17 protein-coding genes, 1 tRNA gene and 2 pseudogenes are annotated in these 24,130 nt (G+C 70.9%); 8 read left to right on the top strand and 12 right to left on the bottom strand.

Annotated elements, in window-relative coordinates; genetic code table 11:
• Position 1 precedes the first annotated feature (1 nt).
• From ACOGI9_RS01885 to ACOGI9_RS01870, 4 genes are all read left to right on the top strand, one after another.
• Positions 2-3,865, top strand: a complete 3,864-nt coding sequence (locus ACOGI9_RS01885) for a hydantoinase B/oxoprolinase family protein (RefSeq protein ID WP_419858210.1) — start codon at positions 2-4, stop codon at positions 3,863-3,865.
• Between the two features lie 440 nt (positions 3,866-4,305).
• The gene (locus ACOGI9_RS01880; protein ID WP_419858209.1) at positions 4,306-6,708 is read left to right on the top strand and encodes a leucine-rich repeat protein; all 2,403 of its coding nucleotides are present in this window, start codon (positions 4,306-4,308) and stop codon (positions 6,706-6,708) included.
• A gap of 71 nt (positions 6,709-6,779) precedes the next feature.
• Complete coding sequence (locus ACOGI9_RS01875; protein WP_419858208.1) at positions 6,780-9,467, top strand: M14 family metallopeptidase; 2,688 nt, start codon at positions 6,780-6,782, stop codon at positions 9,465-9,467.
• A gap of 132 nt (positions 9,468-9,599) precedes the next feature.
• Positions 9,600-10,397, top strand: coding sequence for an N-acetylmuramoyl-L-alanine amidase family protein (locus tag ACOGI9_RS01870; protein ID WP_419858207.1), 798 nt, complete (start codon positions 9,600-9,602; stop codon positions 10,395-10,397).
• Between the two features lie 42 nt (positions 10,398-10,439).
• On the opposite strand, the gene ACOGI9_RS01865 is transcribed toward ACOGI9_RS01870, so the two are convergent.
• Positions 10,440-11,084 carry a porin family protein gene (locus ACOGI9_RS01865; RefSeq protein ID WP_419858206.1) on the bottom strand — a complete coding sequence of 215 codons (645 nt, stop codon included), beginning with the start codon at positions 11,082-11,084 and terminating at the stop codon, positions 10,440-10,442.
• Here ACOGI9_RS01865 and ACOGI9_RS01860 point away from each other — a divergent pair.
• The gene (locus tag ACOGI9_RS01860; RefSeq protein WP_419858205.1) at positions 11,028-11,957 is read left to right on the top strand and encodes a hypothetical protein; all 930 of its coding nucleotides are present in this window, start codon (positions 11,028-11,030) and stop codon (positions 11,955-11,957) included. The two genes, ACOGI9_RS01865 and ACOGI9_RS01860, sit on opposite strands and share 57 nt — an antisense overlap.
• Positions 11,950-14,700 (top strand): TonB-dependent receptor, encoded by a 2,751-nt coding sequence (locus tag ACOGI9_RS01855; protein ID WP_419858204.1) that lies wholly within the window; start codon positions 11,950-11,952, stop codon positions 14,698-14,700. The genes ACOGI9_RS01860 and ACOGI9_RS01855 overlap by 8 nt, the downstream gene beginning before the upstream one ends.
• A gap of 27 nt (positions 14,701-14,727) precedes the next feature.
• Here the strand turns inward: ACOGI9_RS01855 and ACOGI9_RS01850 are convergent.
• Positions 14,728-14,800: transfer RNA gene (locus ACOGI9_RS01850), tRNA-Lys, on the bottom strand.
• Positions 14,801-14,882: 82 nt separating this feature from the next.
• The gene (locus ACOGI9_RS01845) at positions 14,883-15,458 is read right to left on the bottom strand and encodes a hypothetical protein (protein WP_419858203.1); all 576 of its coding nucleotides are present in this window, start codon (positions 15,456-15,458) and stop codon (positions 14,883-14,885) included.
• A gap of 186 nt (positions 15,459-15,644) precedes the next feature.
• On the opposite strand from ACOGI9_RS01845, the gene ACOGI9_RS01840 reads away from it, so the two are divergent.
• The gene (locus ACOGI9_RS01840) at positions 15,645-15,860 is read left to right on the top strand and encodes an AbrB/MazE/SpoVT family DNA-binding domain-containing protein (protein ID WP_419858202.1); all 216 of its coding nucleotides are present in this window, start codon (positions 15,645-15,647) and stop codon (positions 15,858-15,860) included.
• Positions 15,861-15,909: 49 nt separating this feature from the next.
• On the opposite strand, the gene ACOGI9_RS01835 is transcribed toward ACOGI9_RS01840, so the two are convergent.
• Positions 15,910-16,077, bottom strand: coding sequence for a hypothetical protein (locus tag ACOGI9_RS01835; protein WP_419859312.1), 168 nt, complete (start codon positions 16,075-16,077; stop codon positions 15,910-15,912).
• Between the two features lie 133 nt (positions 16,078-16,210).
• Positions 16,211-16,630, bottom strand: a pseudogene (locus ACOGI9_RS01830) (class I SAM-dependent methyltransferase); the annotation flags it as partial.
• Between the two features lie 190 nt (positions 16,631-16,820).
• Between ACOGI9_RS01830 and ACOGI9_RS01825 the strand changes: the two are divergent.
• Entirely contained in the window at positions 16,821-17,999 is a 1,179-nt protein-coding gene (locus ACOGI9_RS01825; RefSeq protein WP_419858201.1) for a glycoside hydrolase family 113, read from the top strand.
• Here the strand turns inward: ACOGI9_RS01825 and ACOGI9_RS01820 are convergent.
• The 7 genes and pseudogenes from ACOGI9_RS01820 to ACOGI9_RS01790 form a co-directional block, all read right to left on the bottom strand.
• Positions 17,935-18,675: a ribonuclease HII gene (locus tag ACOGI9_RS01820; RefSeq protein ID WP_419858200.1), complete on the bottom strand. Its 741-nt coding sequence runs from the start codon at positions 18,673-18,675 to the stop codon at positions 17,935-17,937. The genes ACOGI9_RS01825 and ACOGI9_RS01820 overlap by 65 nt on opposite strands.
• Positions 18,648-19,019 carry a 50S ribosomal protein L19 gene (gene rplS, locus ACOGI9_RS01815; RefSeq protein WP_419858199.1) on the bottom strand — a complete coding sequence of 124 codons (372 nt, stop codon included), beginning with the start codon at positions 19,017-19,019 and terminating at the stop codon, positions 18,648-18,650. Before rplS ends, ACOGI9_RS01820 begins: the two co-directional genes overlap by 28 nt.
• Positions 19,020-19,136: 117 nt before the next feature.
• Positions 19,137-19,817 (bottom strand): tRNA (guanosine(37)-N1)-methyltransferase TrmD, encoded by a 681-nt coding sequence (gene trmD, locus ACOGI9_RS01810; protein ID WP_419858198.1) that lies wholly within the window; start codon positions 19,815-19,817, stop codon positions 19,137-19,139.
• 13 nt (positions 19,818-19,830) lie between these two features.
• Entirely contained in the window at positions 19,831-20,154 is a 324-nt protein-coding gene (gene rimM, locus ACOGI9_RS01805; RefSeq protein ID WP_419859223.1) for a ribosome maturation factor RimM, read from the bottom strand.
• A gap of 212 nt (positions 20,155-20,366) precedes the next feature.
• On the bottom strand, positions 20,367-21,029 hold the full coding sequence (gene rpsP, locus ACOGI9_RS01800; RefSeq protein WP_419858197.1) for a 30S ribosomal protein S16: 663 nt from the start codon (positions 21,027-21,029) through the stop codon (positions 20,367-20,369).
• A gap of 23 nt (positions 21,030-21,052) precedes the next feature.
• Complete coding sequence (gene ffh / locus ACOGI9_RS01795; RefSeq protein ID WP_419858196.1) at positions 21,053-22,411, bottom strand: signal recognition particle protein; 1,359 nt, start codon at positions 22,409-22,411, stop codon at positions 21,053-21,055.
• A 145-nt stretch (positions 22,412-22,556) separates the two neighbouring features.
• Positions 22,557-23,860: pseudogene (locus ACOGI9_RS01790) on the bottom strand (adenylosuccinate synthase).
• Between the last annotated feature and the right edge of the window lie 270 nt (positions 23,861-24,130).

Genomic DNA, 24,130 nt, shown 5'->3' with positions numbered 1-24,130 from the left:
CGTGAGCGGCAGGACGACAACCGATTCGGGCGGCGGATCCACCGGCGACGCCCGGCTCGCCATAGACATCGGCGGCACCTTCACGGACGTGGCGCTCGAGACCGGCGGACGCCTCGTCACGACGAAGGTGCTGACGACCGCCTCGGCGCCGGAACGCGGCGTCCTCGAGGGCGTGCACAAGGTGCTGGGGCTGGCGGACGTCCCGCCCTCCGCCGTCCGTCTCGTCATCCACGGCACGACGCTGGCCACGAACGCGGTCATCGAGCGGCGGGGCGCGCGCACCGCCCTCATCGTGACGTCCGGCCACCGCGACGCGCTGGAGATGGCGCACGAGAACCGCTTCGAGCAGTACGACATCGGGGTCGACCGCCCCGCCCCGCTCGTCCCCCGCCGTCTCCGGCTCCCGGTGGAAGAGCGGGTCGACCACCGCGGCCGCGTCCTCATCCCCTTGGAGGAGGATTCGGTGCGCGCGCTCCTCCCGACGCTCGAGGCGGAGGAGGTGGAGTCGGTCGCGGTCGGGCTCATCCACGGGTACGCGAACCCGGCGCACGAGCGGCGGATCGGGGAGATCCTCGACGCGTGGCGGCCGGGGCTTCCGGTGACGCTCGCCTCGGACGTATGCCCGGAGGTGCGGGAGTACGAGCGACAGTCGACGGCGTGCGCGAACGCCTACGTCCAGCCGCTCATGGCCCGCTACCTGACGGGGCTCGCGGATTCGCTGCGCGAGTCGGGGCTCGCCTGCCCCTTCCTCCTCATGACTTCGGGCGGCGGGCTCACGACGCTGGAGACGGCGGTTGCCGCACCCGTCCGCCTGGTGGAGTCCGGGCCGGCCGGGGGCGCGATCCTCGCCAGCCACCTCGCGCGCAGCCTCGACCTCGGCGACGTCCTCTCGTTCGACATGGGCGGGACGACGGCGAAGCTGTGCGTGATCGACGGGGGGCGGCCGCTCCATTCGCGCACGTTCGAGGTCGCCCGCAGCTACCGCTTCAAGCAGGGGAGCGGGCTGCCGGTGCGGATTCCCGTGATCGAGATGGTGGAGATCGGGGCCGGGGGCGGGTCGATCGCCGGCGTCGACGACCTCGAGCGGATCCAGGTGGGGCCCGGGAGCGCCGGGTCGGAGCCGGGGCCGGCGGCGTACGGCCGTGGCGGAGACGAGCCCACGGTCACGGACGCCGACGTCGTCCTGGGGCGGATCGATCCGCAGCTCTTCGCCGGCGGCTCGATCTCCCTCGACCGGGGGCGGGCGGAGGCCGCGATCGAATCCGGGGTGGGACATGAACTCGGGCTCGACGCGAGGCTCGCCGCGCTCGGGATCAGCGAGATGGTGGACGAGAACATGTCCAACGCGGCCCGCACCCACGCGATCGAGTGGGGGAAGGGCGTGGCGGGACGCACGCTCATCGCCTTCGGCGGCTCCGCCCCGATCCATGCGGGCCGTCTGGCGGACAAGCTGGAGGTGGACCGCTTTCTCGTGCCCGCCGACGCGGGCGTGGGGTCGGCCGTCGGCTTCCTCCTCGCCCCGATCTCCTACGAGGTCGTGCGCAGCCGCTACATGCGCCTGTCCGGGTTCGATCCCGGCATCGTGGGGGAAGTGTTCGATGAGATGAGGGCGGAGGCGGAGGCCGTGGTCTCGCGCGGAGCGCCGGGGGTGGCGACGACCGAGAAGGCGCGCGCCTACATGCGCTACGTCGGGCAGGGACATGAGATCGGCGTCGACCTCCCCGGCGACCTCCGGGACGCGGCGGCGCTGCGCGACGCGTTCGACCGCGGCTACGAGACGGTGTACGGACGCACGATTCCCGGGCTCGACATCGAGGTCCTGAGCTGGACGCTCGTCGTGTCGGCGCCCGCGACGGAGGCCGCACCCGCGACGGCGGCCGCACCCGCTGCGGAGGCCGTGGACGTTCCCGCGGGAACGTCGCTCGGGGGGCAAGCCGCCGCGAAGAAATCGGAGCCCGAGCGCTGGACTGAACTGTGGGACGGGCCCGGCGGCGAGTCGGCGAGCGCGGCCGTGTACACGCGAGGGGCGCTCGCGGAGGGCACCCGCGTCGAGGGCCCGGCGCTGATCGCTGAAGATCAGACGACGACCGTGGTCCCGGACGGCTGGGACGCGCGGACCGTCGCCGGCGGCCACCTCCTCGTCGAGCGGAAGGCTGCGGCGCGGGGGGCAGCCGAGGGGGTGGCGGGCGCCCAAACCGGCATCGCGGCGCTCGAAGGACAGATCATGTGGAGCCGGCTGCTGTCCGTGGTGGAGGAGCAGGCCCGCACGCTCGTGCGCACCGCCTTCTCCACCCCGGTGCGCGAGGCGGGCGACCTCTCCGCGGGCGTGTTCGACCTCTCCGGGCGCATGCTCGCGCAGGCCGTCACGGGCACGCCCGGCCACGTCAACGCGATGGCCGCCTCCGTCGGGTTCTTCCTCCGGGACTTCCCCGTGGAAACTCTGAACGAGGACGATGTTCTCGTCACGAACGATCCCTGGGAGGGCACGGGACACCTCAACGACTTCACCGTCGTCACGCCGACCTTCCTGGACGGGCGCCCGGTGGCGCTGTTCGCGGCCACGAGCCACATCGCCGACGTCGGGGGCCGCGGCTTCGGGGCGGACGCGAACCAGGTGTTCGAGGAGGGGATCCGCCTTCCCATCGGCTACCTCATCCGCGGCGGCCGGGTGGACGAGACGCTCATGCGGCTGGTGCGGGCGAACGTGCGGGACCCGGTCGTCGCCCAGGGGGACCTCTACTCGCTGGCCGCCAGCAACCGCACGGGGTGCGAGCGGCTGGTGGCGATGATGACGGAGTTCGGGATCGATTCCCTGGAGCCGCTGGCGGAGACGATCATCTCCACCTCCCGGCGGGCGATGCGGGAGCGAATCGGAGCGCTCCGCCCGGGGACGTACCGGAACCGGATGAGGATCGACGGCTACGATGAGGACCTCGACCTCGTGTGCGCGCTCACGGTCCTGCCCGATGGAACGATCGGGATCGACTGGGACGGCACCTCGCCCATGTCGTCGCGCGGCATCAACGTCCCGGTGACCTATACGCGCGCCTACAGTTCGTTCGGCGTACGCTGCATCGTCGGCTCCGACGTTCCGAACAATGCGGGGTCGCTGGCGGCGATCGAAGTCTCCGCCCCGCCCGGATCGCTTCTCAACGCGCCCCCTCCCGCCGCCGTCTCCGCCCGCCACGCGATCGGACAGATGCTGCCCGACGTCGTCCTCGGCTGCCTCGAACAGGCGCTGGAACCGGGAGCCGTCCCCGCGGAAGGCGCGTCTTGCCTCTGGAACCCCGTGATCATGGCGGGTCCGGGACTGACCGGCGCCTACCGGTACGGCGGCGCGGAGTTCGTCGTGAACCCCTTCCATGCCGGCGGCACGGGCGCCCGCCCGGGGAAGGACGGACTCTCGGCGACGGCGTTCCCCTCCGGGGTGCGCAGCACGCCGATCGAGATCACGGAGACGGTCGCGCCGCTCATTTTCTGGCGGAAGGAGTATCTCCCGGACTCCGGCGGTCCCGGCGAGTTCCGCGGCGGCCTCGGCCAGGTGATGGAGATCTCGCACGCGGACGGCGAGGCGTTCGCCGTCTCCAAGATGTTCGAGCGGGTGCGCAACCCGGCCCGGGGCCGCGACGGGGGCGGCGACGGGGCCGCGGGGCGAGTCCACGTGCCGGGCGTGGGCGAGTTCCGGCCCAAGGGTCGCGAGGTCGTCCCCCCCGGCCGGCGCATCGTGCTGGAGACGCCGGGGGGCGGCGGCCTCGGCGACCCGGCACGGCGCCCGCCGGACCGGGTACGGGAAGACGTCCTCGACGGCTACGTCTCCCCTGACGCGGCGGCCCGCGCGGCCGACGACGGCGCGCCTTCACGGTGACCTGATGGTGGATCCGACACGGAGCAGGTGGACGCTGGGGTGCGTCGCGGCGGCGGTCGCCGGGTGCGGCGGCGGCAGCACCGACCCGGGGCCCGACCCGGCGCGGACGCCGGTGGCGACGGTCAGCGCCCTGGCGGGAGGCGTATCCGAGGGCCTGGACGCGATCGTGTCGGTCCGTCTCGATCCGCCGCCGGCCTCGCCCATCACCGTCGGCTACACGCTGAGCGCGGACGGAGACCCGGGCACCGCGGACGCGGACACGGCGGACTACCGGGCGGATGGTTCGGTATCCGTTCCGGCCGGGACGACCGTCGCGGAGGTCCGGATCGCGATCCTCGATGACGACGACATCGAGCCCGCGCGCGAAGCCTTCCTCTTCAGCCTCGATGCGCCCGGCGACGGACGCGGGATATCGACTCGGGGCGACCACCTCGACGCGGGTGACGATCGCCGAAGGCGTCTGCGACCGGACTCCGGAGATCCGGGACGCGCTCGTCGTCCGGAGCCGCGCCGACCGTTGCTCCGCCGTGACGACGGAGCACCTGGGGGTCACGACGCTCAACCTCGCGGGCATCGCGATCCCCACCCTCAGGCCGGGCGATCTTTCCGGCCTGTACAACCTCCGGAACCTGGACCTCTCCGGCGTCGGCTTCACCGCCTTCCCGGTCGGCGTATTCGCCGATCTCACGAGCCTCGAGACGCTGCGGCTGCGGGACAACGGGTTCGAAACGCTGCCCGCCGATGCGTTCGCGGGTCTCGGGCGCCTGACGACGCTGGATCTGGGCGACAACGCGCTGACCACGCTGTCGCCCGAATCGTTCGCCGGACTCCCGTCCCTCCAGACGCTGGAACTGCGCGCCAACGGGCTCGCCACGCTGCCGGCGGGCACGTTCGCGGAACTCGCGAGCCTGGAGCGGCTGCACCTGGCCGCCAACGACTTCACGACCCTCGGGGAAGGCGCGTTCGCGGGACTCGGCAAGCTGAAGTGGCTCTATCTCGGCAACGGCCGGATCGGCGCGCTGGAAGCGGGCGTCTTCTCCGGCCTGGTCGAACTGGAGAGCCTGCTGCTCCAGGACACCGGGCTCGAGGCGCTTCCCGCCGGCGTGTTCGCGGGCCTCTCCAGCCTCCGGGAGCTGCGGCTGGACCGGAACCAGCTCGCGGCGCTGCCGGAGGGCGCGTTCGCGGACCTCTCCCGCCTGGAGTCGCTGCGTCTGTACGGCAACCGGCTCACCGGGCTGCCCGCGGGGCTGCTCTCGGGCCTCTCCGCGCTCCGCGTGCTTCGGCTGGACGGGAACCGTCTGGCCGCCCTGCCGGAGCGGCTGTTCGTCGGCCTGTCCAGTCTCGACACGCTCCTCCTCGCGGAGAACCCGGGAGCCCCGTTCGCGCTCGCCCTCGAACTCGAGCGGACCGACAATCCCGACCCCGCCGCCACGGGCCCCGCCCGGATCGCGCTGGCCGTGGCCGAGGGAGCGCCGTTCGCCATGCCGGTTCCCCTTTCCGCCCGGGGGGGCGTGCTCTCGGCGGAGATGGCGGTCCTCGAAGCGGGGAGTGAACGGAGCGCGGAGATCACCGTGACCGCGACGGAGGGCGGCCAGGACGAGGTCCAGGTGGTGGCGGGCCCCGTCCCCGCGGTCCCGCGACGCGTGACGGGCATCGAGGTCGGACTCGGCGACCCGCTCATCCTCTTCGGAGAGGGGACGAACGCGCCGCCCGTGCCGGAGCGCGAGGTGGCGCCCCAGCGCCTGCAGTCCGGCGCCCACGCGACCACGTTCACGGCGTCGGACTACTTCCGCGATCCCGAGGGCGCCGAGGTGCGGATCTCGGGCGCCACGGCCGACGCCGCCGTGGCGACGGTGACCGCCGAAGACGGCGTCGTGACGCTGACCCCGGTCGCCGCGGGTTCCACGACCGTGACCCTCACGGCGACCGACCCGCCGGGCGCGACCGCCGAGCTTTCCTTCCCCGTGATCGTGCGGGAGGCGGCGTCACGGCCCTTCGACATCGACCTCATCCTGCTGGACGAAGTGACCGATTCGCAGGCGGAGGCGTTCGCCGACGCCGTGGACTTCTGGACGGCCATACTGGCGGACACGGAACTGGCGGATGTCCCGCTCGGCCAGGATGTGGCGCCGGGCTGCTGGGACATCACCACGGATCAGCGTATCGGCACCGTCGACGACATCGTGTTCGTGGCGTCCGTCCGGGAGATCGACGGCGAGGACGGCGTCCTGGCCCGGGCCGGCCCCTGCGTCGTCCGCGACGAGTCCCGCCTGCCTGCCGTCGGCGCCCTCGAACTCGACGCGACGGACCTCGCGCGGCTCGAGGAGCGGGGGAACCTCAAGGATGTCGAGGAAGTGATCCTCCACGAGATCGGCCACGTCCTGGGGATCGGGACGGTGTGGGTCGACCACGGCCTGCTCCGGAACCCGTCCGTCCACAATACGGGAGCGGACACCCATTTCACGGGACCCCTGGCCATCGCCGCGTTCGACGAGCGGGGCGGAGCGAACTACGACGACGGCGAGAAAGTGCCGGTCGAAAACACGTCGGGACCGGGGGCGGCGGACTCCCACTGGCGGGAATCCGTGCTGGGCCACGAGTTGATGACGCCCTTCCAGGCGCCGGGCGAACGCGATCTCCTGAGCCTCATCACCGTCCAGTCGCTGGCGGACCTCGGGTATTCGGTCAAGGTCTCGCTCGCCGAGATCTACCGGATTCCCGGCCCCGGGGGCGACGCCCGCGCCACGCCCGAACGCAGAATCCCCTACGGCGACGACATCCTCCGCGGCCCCATCCGGGTCGTCGACCGCAACGGCCAAGTGGTCCGCATCATCCCGAACTGACGGATTGCACGTCGCGCAGCCCGACGGTCTCTTCCGGTATCGGATTACCGAAAAACCGGAGGACGGAGCCGATGATCGCCAGGGACCTCTCTCTCACCGCCAGGCGGCGGATGGTGCTCGGATCGTGGATCGGCGCCGCGTTGATCGCGGGCTGCTCGGCGGGGGGCGGCGGCACCGCCGATGTGCCGATGCCCGCGGACGTCATCGGGTTCGCGCCCGGCGAGGACTACAAGCTCACGAACTACGACGGGATCAAGGCGTATTTCGAGGCGCTCGCGGCTTCCACCGACCGCATGGCGCTCGAACAGATCGGAGAGAGCACGCGCGGCGAACCCCTCTACCTCGCGGCGATCTCGTCGCCGTCCAACCTCCGGCGCCTGGAGCGGATCAAGGAGATCACGCGGACGCTCGCCTATGCCCGCGACCCGGAGGCGGGGTACGGATCGGTCCTCGACGAGGAGGAGGCGCGGGCGCTGGCGCGCGAAGGCGTCGCCATCGTGTGGATCGACGGCGGGCTGCACGCGACCGAGGTCGCGCATGGGCAGCTGATGCCCGAGATGGCGCGCCACTTCGTCACGGACGAGTCCCCGGAGACCCGGCGCGTGCGGGACAACGCGGTCGTCCTCCTGATGCCGAATATGAACCCGGACGGTCTGAATATCGTCGCCGACTGGTATATGTCGAACGTGGGCGGCGAGTTCGAGATGGCGCGCGTGCCGGAGCTTTATCATCACTATATCGGGCACGACAACAATCGCGACTGGTACATGCTGACGCAGGTCGAGACGCAGGCGGTGACACGGCAACTGTATCACAACTGGTTTCCGCAGATCGTCTATAATCAGCATCAGTCGAGCCCCTTCCCCGGGCGGATCTGGATGCCGCCCTTCGAGAACCCCGTGAACCCGCACCTCGATCCGCTCGTCGTGAGTTCCCTGAACCAGATGGGACACTCGATGCGGCGCCGCTTCGACGAGGAGGGGAAGCCGGGCGTCAACAGCGGCATCGTCTTCGATCTGTGGTGGAACGGTTCCATGAGAGGCGGACCCGACTATCACAACATGCTCGGGTTCCTGACGGAGACGGCGGGCGCGGGTTACGCGACGCCCCGCTGCTACCACGAGGACGAGATCCCGGACACGTTCGGCGCGCGCGCCGGGAACCTGCCCGCGAAGACGCCGTCGACGAACTACAACAACCCGTGGCTCGGCGGCTGCTGGCACCTGCGCGACGCCATGGACTACATGATGACGGCGGCGAAGGCCGTGGCGGACATGGGCGCGAAGCTCAAGGAGGAATACCTCTTCAACCACTACCTCATGGGCCGGCGCCAGATCGAGCGCGGCAACGCGGCCGAGGGCGGCCCGTTCGCCTACGTGCTCGACCCCCGGGCCTCGCACGATCCGGGCGCGGTCGTCGAGTTCATGGGCCTGATGTCGCAGTCCGGGATCGAGTTCCTGCGCGCCTCGGAGCCGTTCTCGGTGGCGGGGCCGGAGGGAGATCTCGCCTTCCCCGCCGGGTCGTACGTGATTCCGCCCCAGGCCTTCCGGCCCTACGTGGTCGACCTGATGGAGCCCAAGGAATATCCCGACCGGCGCCAGTATCCCGGTGGGCCGCCGGAGCCGCCGTACGACATGACGGGCTACGAACTCCGCTTCCAGATGGGACTGGAGGCGGTGAACGTGGACGAACCGTTCGACATGCCGCCGGGCGAGTGGGGCGAAGTAGCGACCGACATCGGCGAGGTGCGCGGCGAGGGGGCGGCCGGGTTCGCGCTGCACGGCAATTCGAACTGGGTGTACCGCGCGATCAGTACGGGACCGTGGTTCCGGGTCACGCGCGACCTGTCGACGCCGAACGGCGACGTGGCCGCCGGCTCCTACTGGCTCCCGCATCTGCCGAGCGACGACGCGCGCACGCTCGCCGCGGCCAATGGCCTGTCGCTGACGGGGATGGCCGAACCCCCGCCCTCCGACGCGCTCGTCGAGGCGCGGCCGCCGCGCGTGGCGATCTACCGCTCGTGGCAGGCTCCGATGCCCGAGGGCTGGACCCGCTGGGTGCTGGACGAGTACGGCTTCGAGTGGGAGAACGTGTGGGACGCGGACGTGCGGAGCGGCGACCTGTCCCGCTTCGACGTCATCCTTCTCCCCTCGCAGGCCGCGGGCGGGATCGCGAGCGGGAACCTGCCGGGCACCATGCCGGACGAGTACACGGGCGGCCTCGGCGACGAGGGCGCCGCGGCGCTGCGCGCCTTCGTCGAGGGCGGGGGCTGGCTCGTCGCCTCCGACCAGGCGGTGGACTACGCGATCGAGACCTTCGGCCTCCCCTTCCGCAACCGGGCGCGGGGGCTCTCCTCGCAGGAGTTCTTCATCCCGGGATCCGTGATCCGGCTCGAGGTCGACCCCTCGCACCCGCTCGGCTACGGGATGGACGAGGAGGCGCTGGCCCTCTTTTCCCGCGGCCAGGTGCTGGAGAGGACGAGCGGCGGGGCGGCGGGCAACGTGGGCAGGATCTCGACTCCGGTGTGCTACGCCGACTCGGACTTCCTCGTGAGCGGCTGGACGCTGGGCGGCGAAGAGGTGCTCGCCGGCTACCCGGCGGCCGCGCAGGTCGGGGTCGGCGCGGGCCAGGTCGTGCTGTTCGCCTTCCGGCCCCACTTCCGCGGCCAGCCGCGCAACACGTTCAAGCTCCTGTTCAACGCGCTCGCGGCCTCCACGACGGAAGGACTCCCCGCCAGCCCCGGGCTGAACTGCCGCTAGAACGCCGCGGGCCGCCGTTGCCGAGGCCGTTGCCGGACCGTTGCCGAGCTGTTGCCGCGCGGGTTAGCGTCAAACGCTTCGGGCGGGTCGGGGGTTGAGGTCGTGGGGACTGCGCTCGCGAGGAGGTCCGATTTGAAGCTGACCGTACTCACCGCCGCCGTGGTGCTTTTCGCCGGGTTCGAGGGACCCGGCGCGAGCAGCGCCGCGGCCCAGGAGCAGCGCGCTACGGAACGTGACGCCGCCGCGAGCGAGCGGTGGCGCAGGTGGCGGGACTACAACCGCTACCCCGGCCCCATCCCCACGCCCGAGGAGTGGGAGGCCCCCGCGGGTCCGATCCGCATCGGCCTCCAGGCCGGTCACTGGCGGGCCGACGAGGCCCCGAGCGAACTCCGCCGCATCCGCTACAACGGCACGCGCTGGCGGGAAACCGCCGAGTGGGAGGCGAACCTCGTCATCGCCCGGCTGGCGGCCGAGGAACTCGAGGGACTGGGCTACGAAGTCGACATCCTGCCCGCCGTCGTGCCCCCGGGCTACCGGGCGCACCTCTTCATCTCGATCCATGCGGACGGGAGCGACAGCCCCGCCGCATCGGGATACCGCGTCGCCTCCCCGCGGCGCGACGCCACCGGACGGGCCGAGGACGCCGCGCGCTTGCTTCGCGAGGCGTACGGCGCCGCGACCGGCCTGAGAGAACTTCCGGTCGCCACCCGCCGCATGCGGAACTACTACGCCTTCAACTACCGCCGGTACGAGCACGCCCTCCACCCGATGACGATCGCCCTGATCATCGAGACGGGGTTCATGACCAGCGCGCGGGACCGCGAGATCATCCTCGGGGCGCCGGAGAGGGCGGCGCGCGGGATCGTCGAAGGGATCAAGGCGTTTTCGGTCACCGCACAGCCGGCCCCGCCGACCACGGGCCGGAGGTAGGCCGGCGACAGGACGGTTCGCCGGCGGTCCTGAAGATCCGGGTCACCCTCCGACCCGAACTCCAACGCCGGCCAGAGCGGACAGGTTGCGCGCCTTCGCCCCATCGGACGCCGGGTCCCAGTAGAGGTTCCGCACGCCGTAGTGGTAGCGCGCCTCGAGCGTCACGAACCAGGCATCGACCGTTGCCATCTCGATGGCCGCGCCCACGATCAGACCCACGTCGGCGACGCCGCGCAGCCGAAAGCGGCCCTCGCAACTGTTGCTCTCCTCGAACTGCGCCACGCCGCCCTCCAGGCGGCAGCCCACCTCGTGCCCCCAGTAGGCCCCCGCCAGGAGGATCGGGCGCACGCGCGCGGCCGAAGGCGTCGGCCGGAACCTCAGGAGGATGGGAAAATCCAGGTAGGACATCCTCGTCCTCGATCCGTCCTGGTGGAGGCCCGAGGTCGAGAACCCCCGTTCGATATAGAGCGCTTCGAGCTGGACCGTCGCGCGCTCGGACAGGGGCAGGGTCACGAATCCGCCACCCGCCTTCCTCAGGAGCGCTTCCGACGTGAACTGGTCGATGAAGGCGGCGTCCGCCCAGGTCACGCCTCCCTTGACTCCGAACGCCGTCTGCGCCGCCGCGGATCCATGATTCAGCAGAGCCGTGACGGCCGCGAACGCCGCAAACCACCGGATCGCATTCACATCCCGCTCCTTGTCTCGCTGCCCGCCCTTCCCGGCGCGCCCGTCGGCAAAGCGCACGACGACAAGCTGCGTCCGCCGCGGCCGTTCCGCCATCGTCCGCCCGGCCGCCGCGATCTTTCCATCGTCCGCCGACGAACCACAGATTCACGCGCCATGAACCGCGAACGCAGATACGGGGAAGACGAAATACGGCAGGTCTTCGCGCGCGCCGCCGAGGCGGCCGAGGAGGAGCGCGCCAGCCTGCCGTCTCGCGTGGACGGCGGACTGACGCTCGGCGAACTCCAGGCCGTGGGCCTCGAGGTCGGCCTCGCGCCCGAGCGCGTCGCGGCCGCCGCCGCCGAACTCGATGCGCCCCCGCGCCGCGTGCCGCGGCGAAAGCTGCTCGGCGTTCCGATTTCCGCCGGCCGGATCGTGGACCTCCCCCGGGAGTTGACGGATCGCGAGTGGCAGTTTCTCGTCGCCGAGCTGCGGGCCACGTTCGACGCGAAGGGCGAGGTGAAGGCCGAAGGCGGGATCCGCGAATGGAGCAACGGGAACCTGCACGCGGTCCTCGAGCAGACCGAGGCGGGCCACCGCCTGCGGCTGGGCACGCGCAAGGGCGACGCGCTCGAAACCACCTTCGTCGGCGCCATGTTTTCCGTCATGGCGGTGATCGTCGCCTTCATCATGGTCGCGGACGGCCGGGAGGGCGCGGCGCTGTTGGTCCCCGCGCTGATGGGGTTCGGCGGGGGCGGCGTGCTGGTCGCCAATGCCCTCCGGCTGCCCCGGTGGGCGGGCGAGCGCGAGCGGCAGATGGAACACGTCGCCGCCTGGACCCGGAACCTGCTTTCGGCCGCCCCGAACGACGCGGAGGAGGCGCAGGAGGATGCGTAGGAGAATGCGGAAGATCCTCGTCGTTGGGGCTCTCGGGCTGTTGGCGGCGCCGGCCGGCGTCCTCGCGCAGGGCGGGCTGGAGGTCATCGTGCGGAACGCCGAGACGGGGGCCGGTCTGCCGAGGGCGCAGGTCGCGCTGCCGGGACTCGGCTACGGCGGGATCACGGACGTCGAGGGCCGCTTCCGCATGCCGGACCTCCCCTCCGGCGCCGTCGCGGTCGAAGTGCGGCTTCTCGGCTACGCGATCGCGCGCGAGCAAGCGACCATCGTGGACGACTCCGTCGTCGTGCTCGACGTCCCCCTGACGCCGACCGTGATCTCCGTCGCCGGCCTCGTCGCCGTCGGCAGCCGGTCGCGACCCCGGACGGCCACGGAGTCCATGGTCCCCATCGACGCGCTCACTCCCTCCGAGTTGCTCGACCAGGGGGACACGGACATCGACGACCTCCTCAGGACCACGATCCCCTCCTACAACGTCAACCCGCAGGCGGTCGGAGACGCGGCGAGCATCATCCGGCCCGCGAACCTCCGGGGTCTGGCTCCGGACCACACCCTCGTGCTCGTGAACGGGAAGCGGCGCCACCGGGCCGCGATCATCACCTGGATCGGGAACGGCGTCGCCGATGGCGCGCAGGGCCCGGATATCTCGAGCATCCCGACCCTGGCGCTGCGCCAGGTGGAGGTGCTGCGGGACGGCGCCTCGGCCCAGTACGGCTCGGATGCCATCGCCGGCGTCATGAACTTCCACCTCAAGGACGCCCGCTCCGGCGGCGCGCTCGAGGTGCGGGCCGGCGGCTTCGGCGACGGAGGCGGGGAAGGCTACACCATATCCGGGAACACGGGGCTGCCTCTCGGCGCGACGGGTTTCGCGAACCTCACGGCCGAGTACGGGCGCTCGAACTCGAGCAGCCGCAGCGTGCAGCGGGCGGACGCCGCGCTCCTCGTCTCCAGGGGGAACACGCACGTCCGGGACCCGGCCCAGGTCTGGGGCGCGCCGGAGATCGAGGACGACCTCAAGCTGTGGGGCAACTTCGGCTACTTCCTCGGCAGCGGCACGAAGGCCTACGCGCACGCGAACTACGCGAGCCAGCGCATCACGAGGGGCTTCTTCTACCGCAACCCGAACACGCGGAGCGGCGTGTTCAGCCTCGACGCCGGGGAGACGCTCCTCATCGGCGACCTGCTCGACGCGCAGGACGGGGTCCTCGACGGCTCCGCCGGCTGCCCCGTCGTCCGCGTGACCGATGGTCTGCCCGACCCGGCGGCCCTCCAGCAGGTCCTGTCGGATCCGAACTGCTTCACCTTCCAGGAACTGTTCCCGGGCGGTTTCACGCCGCAGTTCGGGGGAGATGTGAGAGACGCCTCACTCGTCGCCGGCGTGGAGGGCCAGGTCGGGCGCCTGCAGTGGGACGTGAGCGGGAACTACGGTAGCAACGAAGTGGACTTCTTCATCTTCAACACCGTCAACGCCTCGCTGGGCCGGGCCACGCCCACCGCGTTCGATCCGGGGCTCTACCGACAGGTGGACATCGACCTGAACGTGGACGCGGCGTACACGGTGAGCGATCTGCTCGACGTGGCGGCCGGGTTCGAGTGGCGGGACGAGCACTTCACCATCGGGCTGGGCGAGGACGACGCCTGGACGATCGGCTCCCTCGCGCCGCAGGGGTTCAGCGCGGGGTCCAACGGCTTTCCCGGCTTCAGTCCCATCGCGGCCGGCGACTGGCACCGCACGAACACCGCCCTCTACGCGGACGCCGAACTGCGGGACTACCGAAACGACCGCTGGACGCTCGGCGGGGCCCTTCGGTTCGAGAACTTCGAGGACTTCGGGTCGACGCTGAACGGAAAGCTCGCGGGACGGTACGCGCTCACGGGCGGCCTCGGTCTGCGCGGCAGTCTGAGCACGGGCTTCCGGGCGCCCACGCCCGGCCAGCAGAACGCCTTCAACGTCTCCACCATCTTCGACCGCGAACTCGGCGACCTCGTGAACAGCGGCACCATTCCCTCCACGTCGGCGGTTGCGGCGCTCCGCGGAGGCGTTCCGCTCGACGCCGAGAAATCCCGCAACTTCGCGGCCGGCGCCGTGCTGGATCTCGGGTCCTTCCTGCTCACGACGGACTATTTCCGCGTCGTCGTATCCGACCGCATCTCGTTGACGCAGCCCTTCAATCTCACCCCGGACGAACAGTCCCAACTCGTCGACGAAGGGATCGTGAGCGCGCGCAACCTGCAGGAGTTCCGCTTCTTCACGAACGACTTCAGCACGCGCACGCAGGGTCTCGACGTCGTCGCCACCTACGCGCCCGCCTCCAGCGCCGGCGGGACGGCGCTGAGCCTCGCCTTCAACCGCACGCAGACGAGGGTCACGGAGTTCAATCCGGCCAAGCTCAATGACACGCGCATTCGGCAACTCGAGGAGGGCCTTCCAGGCACGCGCTGGATTCTCACGGGGAAACACGCGCTCGGCCGAGTGAGCCTCCTGGGGCGCCTGAGCTACTACGCCGGCTGGTTCGATTCCCGGGACGATGTCTCGTATCCCGGCGCCCATCTCGTCGACCTCGAGGCCGCGTGGTCGATCAGCGACGCGCTGACGCTCACCGCGGGAGGCCAGAACGCCCTGAACCGGTATCCGGCGGAGAATCCCGGCGCCACGTTTTCCGGCAACCGCTACGGTCCGGGAACCCCCTTCGGCTCCAACGGCGGCTTCTACTACCTCCGCCTCGGATATCGCTGGAACTAGCGCGCGACGCTAGTGGACAGGAGAGAGTGACCGGGGTGGGGGTCGAACCCACGACCTGCGGATTAAAAGTCCGTTGCTCTACCAACTGAGCTACCCGGCCGGGTGGCGGGGCGGACCCGACGGGGCCTCCGCCCGGCGCGGCTCAAGCTAACACCCGCACCGACGCCGTACACCTTACGCGGTCAGCCCGGGGGGCGGGGCAGCCCGCGGAGGATCCGAACGCCGGAACTGTCGGCCGCCAGCTCCGCCGGGAGCCCGGCGGCCGCGTTGCGCAGGAGGCTCCGCACCTGCCCGGTGGCGCGGTCGATCACCATCATCGCCCGCGCGCCGGCCTCCCGATCCACCGTGGCCACGCCCTCCGGCCCGCTGAGTTCCAGCCGGTCGAGCGCCTCCGTCCATGCAGGATCGAAGGGAATCGAGTAGGAGAAGCCCTTGCTCCCATCCGATATCTCGCCCGGCGTGAAGCGGATCGAGAACAGCGTTTCCCCCTCGTCGTCGAGCCCCCGCACCCGGTAGTCGCCGGACGCCACGGGACGGCTCACCCTCCCCTCGTACGCGAAAGCAGGCTCGAGCACGAGTTCCCCATCGACCCGGACCCCTCCCCAAAGCATGAGCACCGTCGACTCCTCCGGCTCATGAGACGGGTCCTGCCCCACGACGGGCACCGCCACCAGAGCCGCCGCTGCGACCGCCGCTACGGGCGCGAGGAAGCGGGTCTGTAGCGCAACCCGCCGCAGGAACGTTTCCAATCCGTTCATGGTGGGGTACTACCCGCGATCCCCCGGTAGTGCTCCCCGTAGTGCTCCAGCATGAACTCTCATACCCGTTGATCCTCCGTTGACGGATCCCGGTATCATGCTGTCCGAAAGCTCGGCGTCAGGCAACGCGTCGCGATATGATACTCCGTCGTCGACTACATACCTCGAAATCGTCGGAGCCGGAACATGCGCATATCCGAACGGGGAAAGATCACGATCCCCAGAGAGCTGAGAGACCGTTACGGCTTGAACGGCAACGTCGAAGTCGAACTCGTCCCAACCGAAGAGGGCCTTCTCCTACGAAAGAAGACGGCCGCCCGACACCCCGTGGACCGGGTTTACGGCATCTTGGGGACGGGCGGGAACACGGACGAATACATCGAGGCGATTCGGGGCCGATGACCATGGCGGACCCCGCGTTCCCGCGGGAACGTTTCGGGCGGCGGCGACGCTACCCGGCGCGGCGGGAGAGCCAGGCGCCGTAGAGGAGGGCGCGGTAGTAGCGCCACGTGTCCTCGAATCCGGCGCCGGCCAGCAGTTCGAGGATGCGGGCCTCGGAAGCCCAGTGGATGCCCTCGTCGATTTTCGCCCGGAACGCGGCGCGTTCCGCCTCTCCCATCCCCTGGATTTCCCAGTAACGGCTCCAAGCCTTGAAGAGTTCGTCGAAGCGGGGGCCGGTTCCGGTCTCCGTGGAGTTCGAACAGGAGGAAGGGGGCGCCGGGCGCGAGGCGGCGGGCGATGTCGCGGAGGAGGGATTGCTTCGCGCCGTCGTCCGGGAGGAAGTGCATGACGTTGAAGCAGGTCGCGGCCGTGAAGCCGGCGTCTTCAAGATCGTCGTCGAGGTCGCGAACCTGTCCGTGGACCAGCCGGACGCCGGCTTCCACTCCCGCCTCCCGCACCCGGCGTTCGGCGATCTCGATCATTTGCCCCGAGGGATCGACGCCGGTCACCCTCCACTCCGGCCGGACGGCCTTGAACGTCACGATCTCGATGCCCGTGCCGGCCCCTACCACGAGCAGGTGCGGGCACGGTCCGACCCGTCCCTCGAGGAGCGCGAGCGCCTGTCGGAACGAGCTCCGGTAGCCGGGTATCACCGTGCGGGCGATGTACTCGTAGTCGCCGCCGTAGTCTCCGTCGAAGTCGAAGGGTTCCGCGCTCCCGTGTGTACTCATGGGCACAAGAGACCCCCGGCCCGGGATTCGTTCAAGTGTGACGTCCCGGCCTTGCGGATGTGACGTCGCGGACGCGCGGGGCGTGAACCCGAAACGAGGTCGCGACTCGTACGGAGGGTGGTAGCGGCCCGCATGGCAAAGGGTCGCGGACGTATTGAGATTCAGATTGCCGAAAGGCACGATGGTATAGATGAAAACGAAGAGATTGGCCGCCCGCGCGCTGTTCGCGGCGTTGGCCGCGTTGCCCGTCCTCGCCGGTTGCGGCGCTGCCGGAACGGGGAGTGATCCGGGCGTGTCCGGCCGGCCCGCCGCCGCAATGGCGGACATCGGGCTGGAAGAGAAGATGCGCGGCGTCTCCTTCTCCGCGCCGCGCCGCGAGATGGCGCCGGATGCCCTCGTCCGCGCCTCGCTGACGGGGGCGAACTGGGTCGCCGTCGTCCCCTACGCCTTCGTCGATCCCGCCCAGCCGCGCGTCGCGTTCGACCGCGAACGCCAGTTCTGGGGGGAGAGGACGGAGGGGATCGCAAAAACCATCGAATACGCCCGGGAGAGCCGGCTCTCCGTGCTCCTCAAGCCGCACCTCTGGGTGCGCGGACAGGGCTGGCCGGGCGAGTTCGAGCCCGACACGGAGGAGGACTGGGAGATGTTCCTCTCGGGATACCGGGAGTACATCCTCCGGTTCGCCCACGTCGCCGACTCGATGGACGTCGAAATGTTCAGCGTCGGCACGGAGGTCGATCTCGTCGCGCTCGCGCGGCCCGACTACTGGCGGTCGCTCATCGAGGAGGTGCGGGCGATCTACGGCGGCCGCCTCACCTACGCGGCGAACTGGGACAAGTACCAGCGGATCGAGTTCTGGGACGCGCTCGACCTCGTGGGCGTGGACGCCTACTTCCCGCTCGCCGACGACGCCACGCCGGACGTGGAGACGCTGATCGAGGCGTGGGAGCCGTGGAGCGAGGAGCTGCGCGAGGTCGCCGTCGCCACGGGGAAGCCGATCCTGTTCGCCGAGTACGGGTATCGCAGCGTCGACGGGGCGGCGGGCCGCCAGTGGGAGTTGCCGGAGGGACGCCGGGCGCGCGGCGTGCCGGCGAACTACGAGGCGCAGTCCGGGGCCTACGAGGCGCTCTTCCGCGTCTGGTGGGACCGTCCCTGGTTCGCGGGCGGCTTCGCGTGGAAGTGGTACGCGGGATCTCCGTCCGGAGAGTGGATCGCGACCGACTACTCGCCCCAGGGCAAGCCGGCGGAGACGGTCATGGCCACGTGGTACGGCGGCGATGCGAGTCCCGGCACGCCGCCGGTGCTCACGCCTCTGGATCTCGCGGCGGATCGCGCCGCGGATCGGCCGTCCGGTCCGGCTCCGGACTGAACTCCAGTTCGGTCTGCAGGACCCCCTGGAAGGTGATCCGGTGGTGCGGCGTCGGGCCGTGCCGCCGGATCGCTTCCATGTGCTCGCGGGTCCGGTATCCCTTGTTGGACGCCCAGCCGTAGAGCGGGTATCGCGCGTCGAGCCGCCGCATCAGCCGGTCGCGCGTGACCTTCGCGAGGATCGAGGCGCAGGCGATGGAGTGCGAGGCCCGGTCCCCCCCGACGATCGAGCGGTGCTCGCCGAGTTCCGGGACCGGGTTGCCGTCCACGAGCACGAGTTCCGCCGGAACCGCGAGACGGTCGAGCGCGCGGCGCATGGCGACGATGGTCGCGGCGCGGACGTTGAGGCGTTCGATCTCGCGGGTGGAGGCGGCGGCGACGCGCCAGGCGAGACTTTCGGAGCGGATGCGGCGGGCGAGTTCCTCACGGCGGGACGGGGAGACCTGCTTGCTGTCGGTACACCCCTCGAACCGCTGTCCCGGGTGGAGCGCCACGGCGCCCACCATCACGGGACCCGCCACCGGACCCAGCCCGGCCTCGTCGATTCCGACCACGACGCGGAGGCCGGAAGCCCAGCCCTCTTCCTCGTAGTCGAGCGGCGCCGTGGCCGGCGCCTTCGGAGACGCCTCCGGAGCGGGCGTCGCCGGTGTCAGTCGTCCTGCGTCTTGTCGAGCCACCACTTTCGCTCTGGCACCCGGGCCCGCTTACCGCGGCGGTTGCGCAGATAGTAGAGCTTGGCCCGCCGGACATCGCCGCGCCGAACGACTTCGAGCCCCACGATCCACGGGGAGTGGAGGGGGAAGATCCGCTCGACGCCGACGCCGCCGGAGATCCGCCGCAACGTGAAGGTCGCGTTGACCCCCGCCCCGCGACGACCGATGCAGACGCCCTCGAACGGCTGCACGCGCTCCTTCTGGCCTTCCTTCACGCGTACGCGAACGCGCACCGTGTCCCCCGGCGCGAAGGCCGGGAGGTCCGTGCGCTTATATCCCTCCTCGATACCGGCGATTCTGGGATCCATCGTTCGTCTATCCTTGTTCGCTGCGTCTCCATGTGCGTTTCCGGCGGCGTATCCATGCTGTGTCACGGGAGGGTAGCGGCGATGTGACGATGGGTACGGCCACAGCCCTTTATTATATCAGTCGGCCGCGTCGAGGTCGAGGAGGTCGGGACGGCGGCGTCGCGTCGCCGCATCGGCCTGCGCGGCGCGCCAGCGTTCGATGCGGGCGTGATCCCCCGACCGGAGCACGTCCGGCGCCGGTCGGCCGCCGTGCTCGGCGGGCCGCGTGTAGGCGGGGGCGGAGAGGCGCCCCTCGTAGAACGAGTCGGAGGAGGCCGAGTCGTGATCGCCGAGCGCCCCGGGGAGGAGGCGCACCACGGCGTCGATGACGACGAGCGCGGCCGGCTCGCCCCCGCTGAGGACGTAGTCGCCGATCGAGACCTCCTCGTCCACCCAGGCGTCGACGACCCGCTCGTCGATCCCCTTGTAGCGTCCGCACAAGAGCGTGAGGTCGGACTCGAGCGCGAAGCGCACCGCCGTCTCGTGGTCGAACGGCCGTCCGCGCGGAGAGAGCGAGATCACGCGCCCCGGGCGGTCCAGCGCCGTGAGCGCGGCCTCGAAGGGCTCGGGCTTCATCACCATCCCGCCCCCGCCGCCGAACGGCTCGTCATCCGTCGTCCGGTGGCGATCCGTCGTGTACGCGCGCACGTCGATGAGCCGGTAGTCGACGAGCCCCGCCTCGCGGGCACGGCCCGGGATCGAGAGGCCGAGCGGGCCCTCGAGGTAGTCCGGGAAGATCGTGAGGACGTTGATTCGCATCGGACCGTTCGCCTCAGATGTCGAGCAGGCCGGCGGGGAGCTTCATGCGGACCTCGCCGGCCTCGAAGTCCAGGTCCACGACGAGGTCCGCCTCGAACGGGACCAGCCGCTCGCGGCCGTCGACGTCGAGCGCGAGGAGCGGCGCGCCGGGCTGATCGTAGACCTCCCGGATCACTCCGATCGTCGTGTCGCCCTCGCACACCGACATGCCGATCAGATCGTGCAGCAGGTAGCCCCCGTCCGGCAGCTCCGGCAGCTCTTCGCGGGGGACGGCGAGGCGCGCGCCGCGGAGCCCCTCGGCCGCGGTGCGGTCCGCGACCTCGCGGACCTCGACCAGCCACCGCCCGCCGTGGAGCCGCGCCGTCTCCAGCGTGAGGGCCCGGGGCGGGGGCGCCCCCGCCGGCGTCGATGAGCTGGAGCCGGCGACCCGCCTGGAAGAGCGCCTCGGCGTGGTCGGTTTCGGCTTCGAGGAGCAGCCCGCCGCGGATCCCGTGCGGCCGGGCGATGCGGGCCACGATCACGGGCGCGTCGGACATGGTGGCCGCGAGGCTAGTCGGCGTCGGCGCCGGCTTTCGCCTCGTCGCCGGCGTCGTCCGCCTCGGCGGCGGTGTCGTCCGCTTCAGCCGCGTCGTCGGCCGAAGCGTCGGCCGAAGCGGCCGTCTCGGCCTCCGGCGCTGCCTCAGCCTCGGGTGCCGCCTCTGCCTCGGGTGCCGCCTCTGCCTCGGTCGCTGCCTCCGCTTCCGCAGGTGCCTCCGCTTCCGCAGCCGCCTCGGCTTCCGGCGCCGCCTCCACCTCGGCCTCCGCCTCGGCCGGCGCGGCCTCCTCGGCGGCGGGCGGCTCGGGCTCGGGCTCCGGCGGGGCCTCGGCGCTCGGCATCGGACGCTGGGACGTGCCGCGCTGTCCCGGCGGCGGACCGATCTCGATGATCGCCGTCTCGAGCGACATCGGATCCACGCCGTCGTGGAACTGCTTCCAGACGCCCGTCTTCCGCAGGAGCGAGCGCACCGTGTCCGTCGGCTGCGCGCCCTCGTTGAGCCAGTGCAGCGTGCGCGCGGCGTTGATCCGCACGAGCGACGGCTGCGTGCGCGGGTTGTAGAGCCCGAGGCGCTCGATCGACGCGCCCGATGTCCCTTCCCGCGAATCCGTCACGATGATGCGGAACGAGGCCGCCTTCTTCGCCCCACGCCGCTTGAGTCTGATTGTCGTCGCCATTCGGTTCTCCGATTGTCTCCCTGCTAACCCAGTCCCTTGCCCAGCCGGCCGAGGTCTCCGGGACCTCCCGGCATCATCCGGGGCATGAGCTTGCCCATCTGTTTCATCATCTTCCGCATTTCGCGGAACTGCTTGAGGAGCCGGTTCACCTCGTGCACCGGCCGCCCCGATCCCTTCGCGACCCGCGCCCGGCGCGATCCGTTGAGGATCTCCGGCCGCCGCCGCTCTTCCGGCGTCATCGAGAGGATGATCGCCTCCAAATGCCTCACCCGCCGAGGGTCGACGTCCGCCTGGTCCAGCATGCGCGCGTCGATACCCGGCATCATCTTCAGCAACCCCTTCAGGGGTCCCATCTTCTGGATCTGCTGGATCGAGGTCAGGAAGTCCGCCAGATCGAACTCCCCCTTCCCCGCCAGCATCTTCTTCTGCAACCGCTCGGTCTCGCCGAGGTCGACCGTCTGCTGCGCGCGCTCCACGAGGCCGACGATGTCCCCCATCTGGAGGATCCGGCCGGCCATGCGCTCCGGATCGAAGACCGTGAGGTCCTCGGGCCGCTCGCCCGTTCCGACGAATCGGATCGGCACGCCGAGCACGCTGTAGATCGAGAGCGCCGCGCCCCCGCGGGCGTCCCCGTCCATCTTCGTGAGGACGATCCCCGTCAGCCCCACCGCGCCGTGGAATCCCTCGGCGATCCGCACCGCTTCCTGCCCCGTCATCCCGTCCGCCACGAGCAGGACCTGCTGCGGCTCCACGGCCGCCTTCACGCGCCGGAGTTCGTCCAGCAACTCCTCGTCCGCCTGCAGCCGGCCGGCCATGTCGAGGAGCAGGTGCGTGACCCCGCTCCGCCTCGCCTCGTCCAGCGCGCCGCGGGCGAGTTCCGACATGTCCTCGCCGCTCGGCCGCGCCAGGACCGGCACGCCGATCCGCTCCGCCAGCGCCTCCAACTGCTCGGGCGCCGCCGGGCGGTAGGGATCGCACGCCACCAGCGCGGGCCGCCGCCCGTCCGTCGCCAGGCGCCGCCCCAGCTTCGCCGCCGTCGTCGTCTTCCCCGACCCCTGCAGGCCGACGAGCATGATCACCGTGGGCGGAACCGACGCCTCCGACTCCTCCGGCGCCGCCTCCCCCAGCAGGGCGACGAGTTCGTCGTGGACGATCTTCACGATCTGATCGCCCGGCCGAACCGACTTCAGCACATCCTCGCCGAGCGCGCGCTCCTTCACCTTCGCGAGGAAGTCGCGCACGACCCGGAAGTTGACGTCCGCCTCGAGCAGGGCGCGCCGCACCTCGCGCAGCCCCTCGTCCAGCATCTTTTCCGTGATGACGCCGCGCTGGCGCAACTTCTTCAGCGCACCGTCCAGCCGGTCACCCAGGCGTTCGAACATCCACCGTTCCAGGCATCAAAAAAACGCGATTGGAAGGTCTCCATTCGCGTCTCGAGAAGGCACCGAACCGCCCGCACCCGATCCGTATTGAGCCGCGCAGTTTAGGGATTATCGCGACTTCAGGCAACGAATCCGGGCAACGAATTCAGGCCGCGGCCCCCGCGGACAGCGCGATCGTCTCGCGCCGGGCCGCGCCGACACCGACGAAGCGGATGGGCGCGGCGCAGACCTCCTCGATCCTGGCGAGGTAGCGGCGCGCGGAATCCGGCAGGTCGCCGAAGGTCCGGCAGCCGGTCGTGTCCGCGTTCCAGCCCGCCCAGCGCTCGTAGACCGGACGCACGCGGGCGAGGTCCGCGACGGAGTCCGGAAACGACGCGGTCGGCGCCCCGTCGAGTTCGTAACCGGTCGAGAGCCGGATCGTCTCGAACGTGTCGAGCACGTCCAGCTTCGTGACCGCGAGGCCGGTGAGGCCGTTCACGCCGGCCGCGTAGCGGGCGACGCTGCCGTCGAACCAGCCGGGCGGCGGGGGCGGCCGGTGGTGGCGCCGAACTCGCCGCCCAGTTGCCGCAGGCGTTCGGCCTCCGCCTCCGGGAGTTCCGTCGGCAGCGGGCCCTCGCCCACGCGCGTGATGTAGGCCTTCACGACGCCGATCACCTCGTCGATCAGCGTGGGCCCGATCCCGGCGCCCGAGGCGGCGCCTCCCGCCGTCGTCGTCGAGGAGGTGACGAACGGATACGTCCCGTGGTCGATATCGAGGAGCGCTCCCTGCGCCCCCTCGAGGAGGACCCGCCCCCCCGAGGCCAGCCCGCCCCGGATCTCGTCCCCCGCGTCCGTCAGCAGTTCCACCATGGCCGCGCGGACCGTCTCGAGTTGCGACATCACCTCGTCCGCGTCCACGCGCCGCTCGTCGCCGAGTCCCGCCAGCGTGACGTTCGCGCGCACCGCTGCCGCCGCCACGATCTCGCGCGTGCGGTCCAGGTTTCGCAGGTCACCCACGCGGAGCCCCGTGCGGGAGATCTTGTCGCGGTACGCCGGACCGATCCCCCGCCCCGTCGTCCCGATCTTCTTCGAGCCCCGGCTGTCCTCCTGCGCCGCGTCGAGCAGCCGGTGATAGGGGAGGACGAGATGCGCGCGCCGGCTCAGCCCCAGGCGCCCGTCGAGATCGATCCCGCGGGCCCGGAGGGTGTCCATCTCCCGCGCCAGCACCCACGGGTCCACCACCACGCCGTTGCCGAGGAGGCAGCGCGTGTCCGGATTCAGGATCCCGGAGGGGATGAGGTGGAGGATGTGCTCCTCCTCGTCCGCGCCCTCGCCCACGCGCACCGTGTGCCCCGCGTTCGCGCCCCCCTGATAGCGCGCCACGATCGTGGCCTGCTCCGCGAGCACGTCCACGATCTTCCCCTTCCCCTCGTCTCCCCACTGCGCCCCCACCACAACGACGCAACGCACCCTGTCACTGAACACGTGTCTCCTGTTTCCTCTCTAAGCCGGATCGGGCTGTTGCGACATCGCTCGGATTGCGTCCATGACGGCGCGGCAAATCGTCTCGACTCTGTCATCCACGTCGGACGGTTCGGCCCAGCCGGGCGTATGGGATGCCCTTGGTGACACCCTCCGTGAGAGGTGGCCCGTTGAGCAGCACTTGAACCGGCGGCTATCGCGGCCGACCCAGCAACCATTTGACATCCACAGCATCAGAGAGAAGCCCTCCCGGCCATC

It is taken from the genome of Candidatus Palauibacter irciniicola (genome assembly GCF_965208695.1).
Taxonomy (GTDB): Bacteria; Gemmatimonadota; Gemmatimonadetes; order Palauibacterales; family Palauibacteraceae; genus Palauibacter; species Palauibacter irciniicola.
Note: the sequence above shows the minus strand (reverse complement) of the source record. Positions and strands in the feature narration are given on the sequence as shown.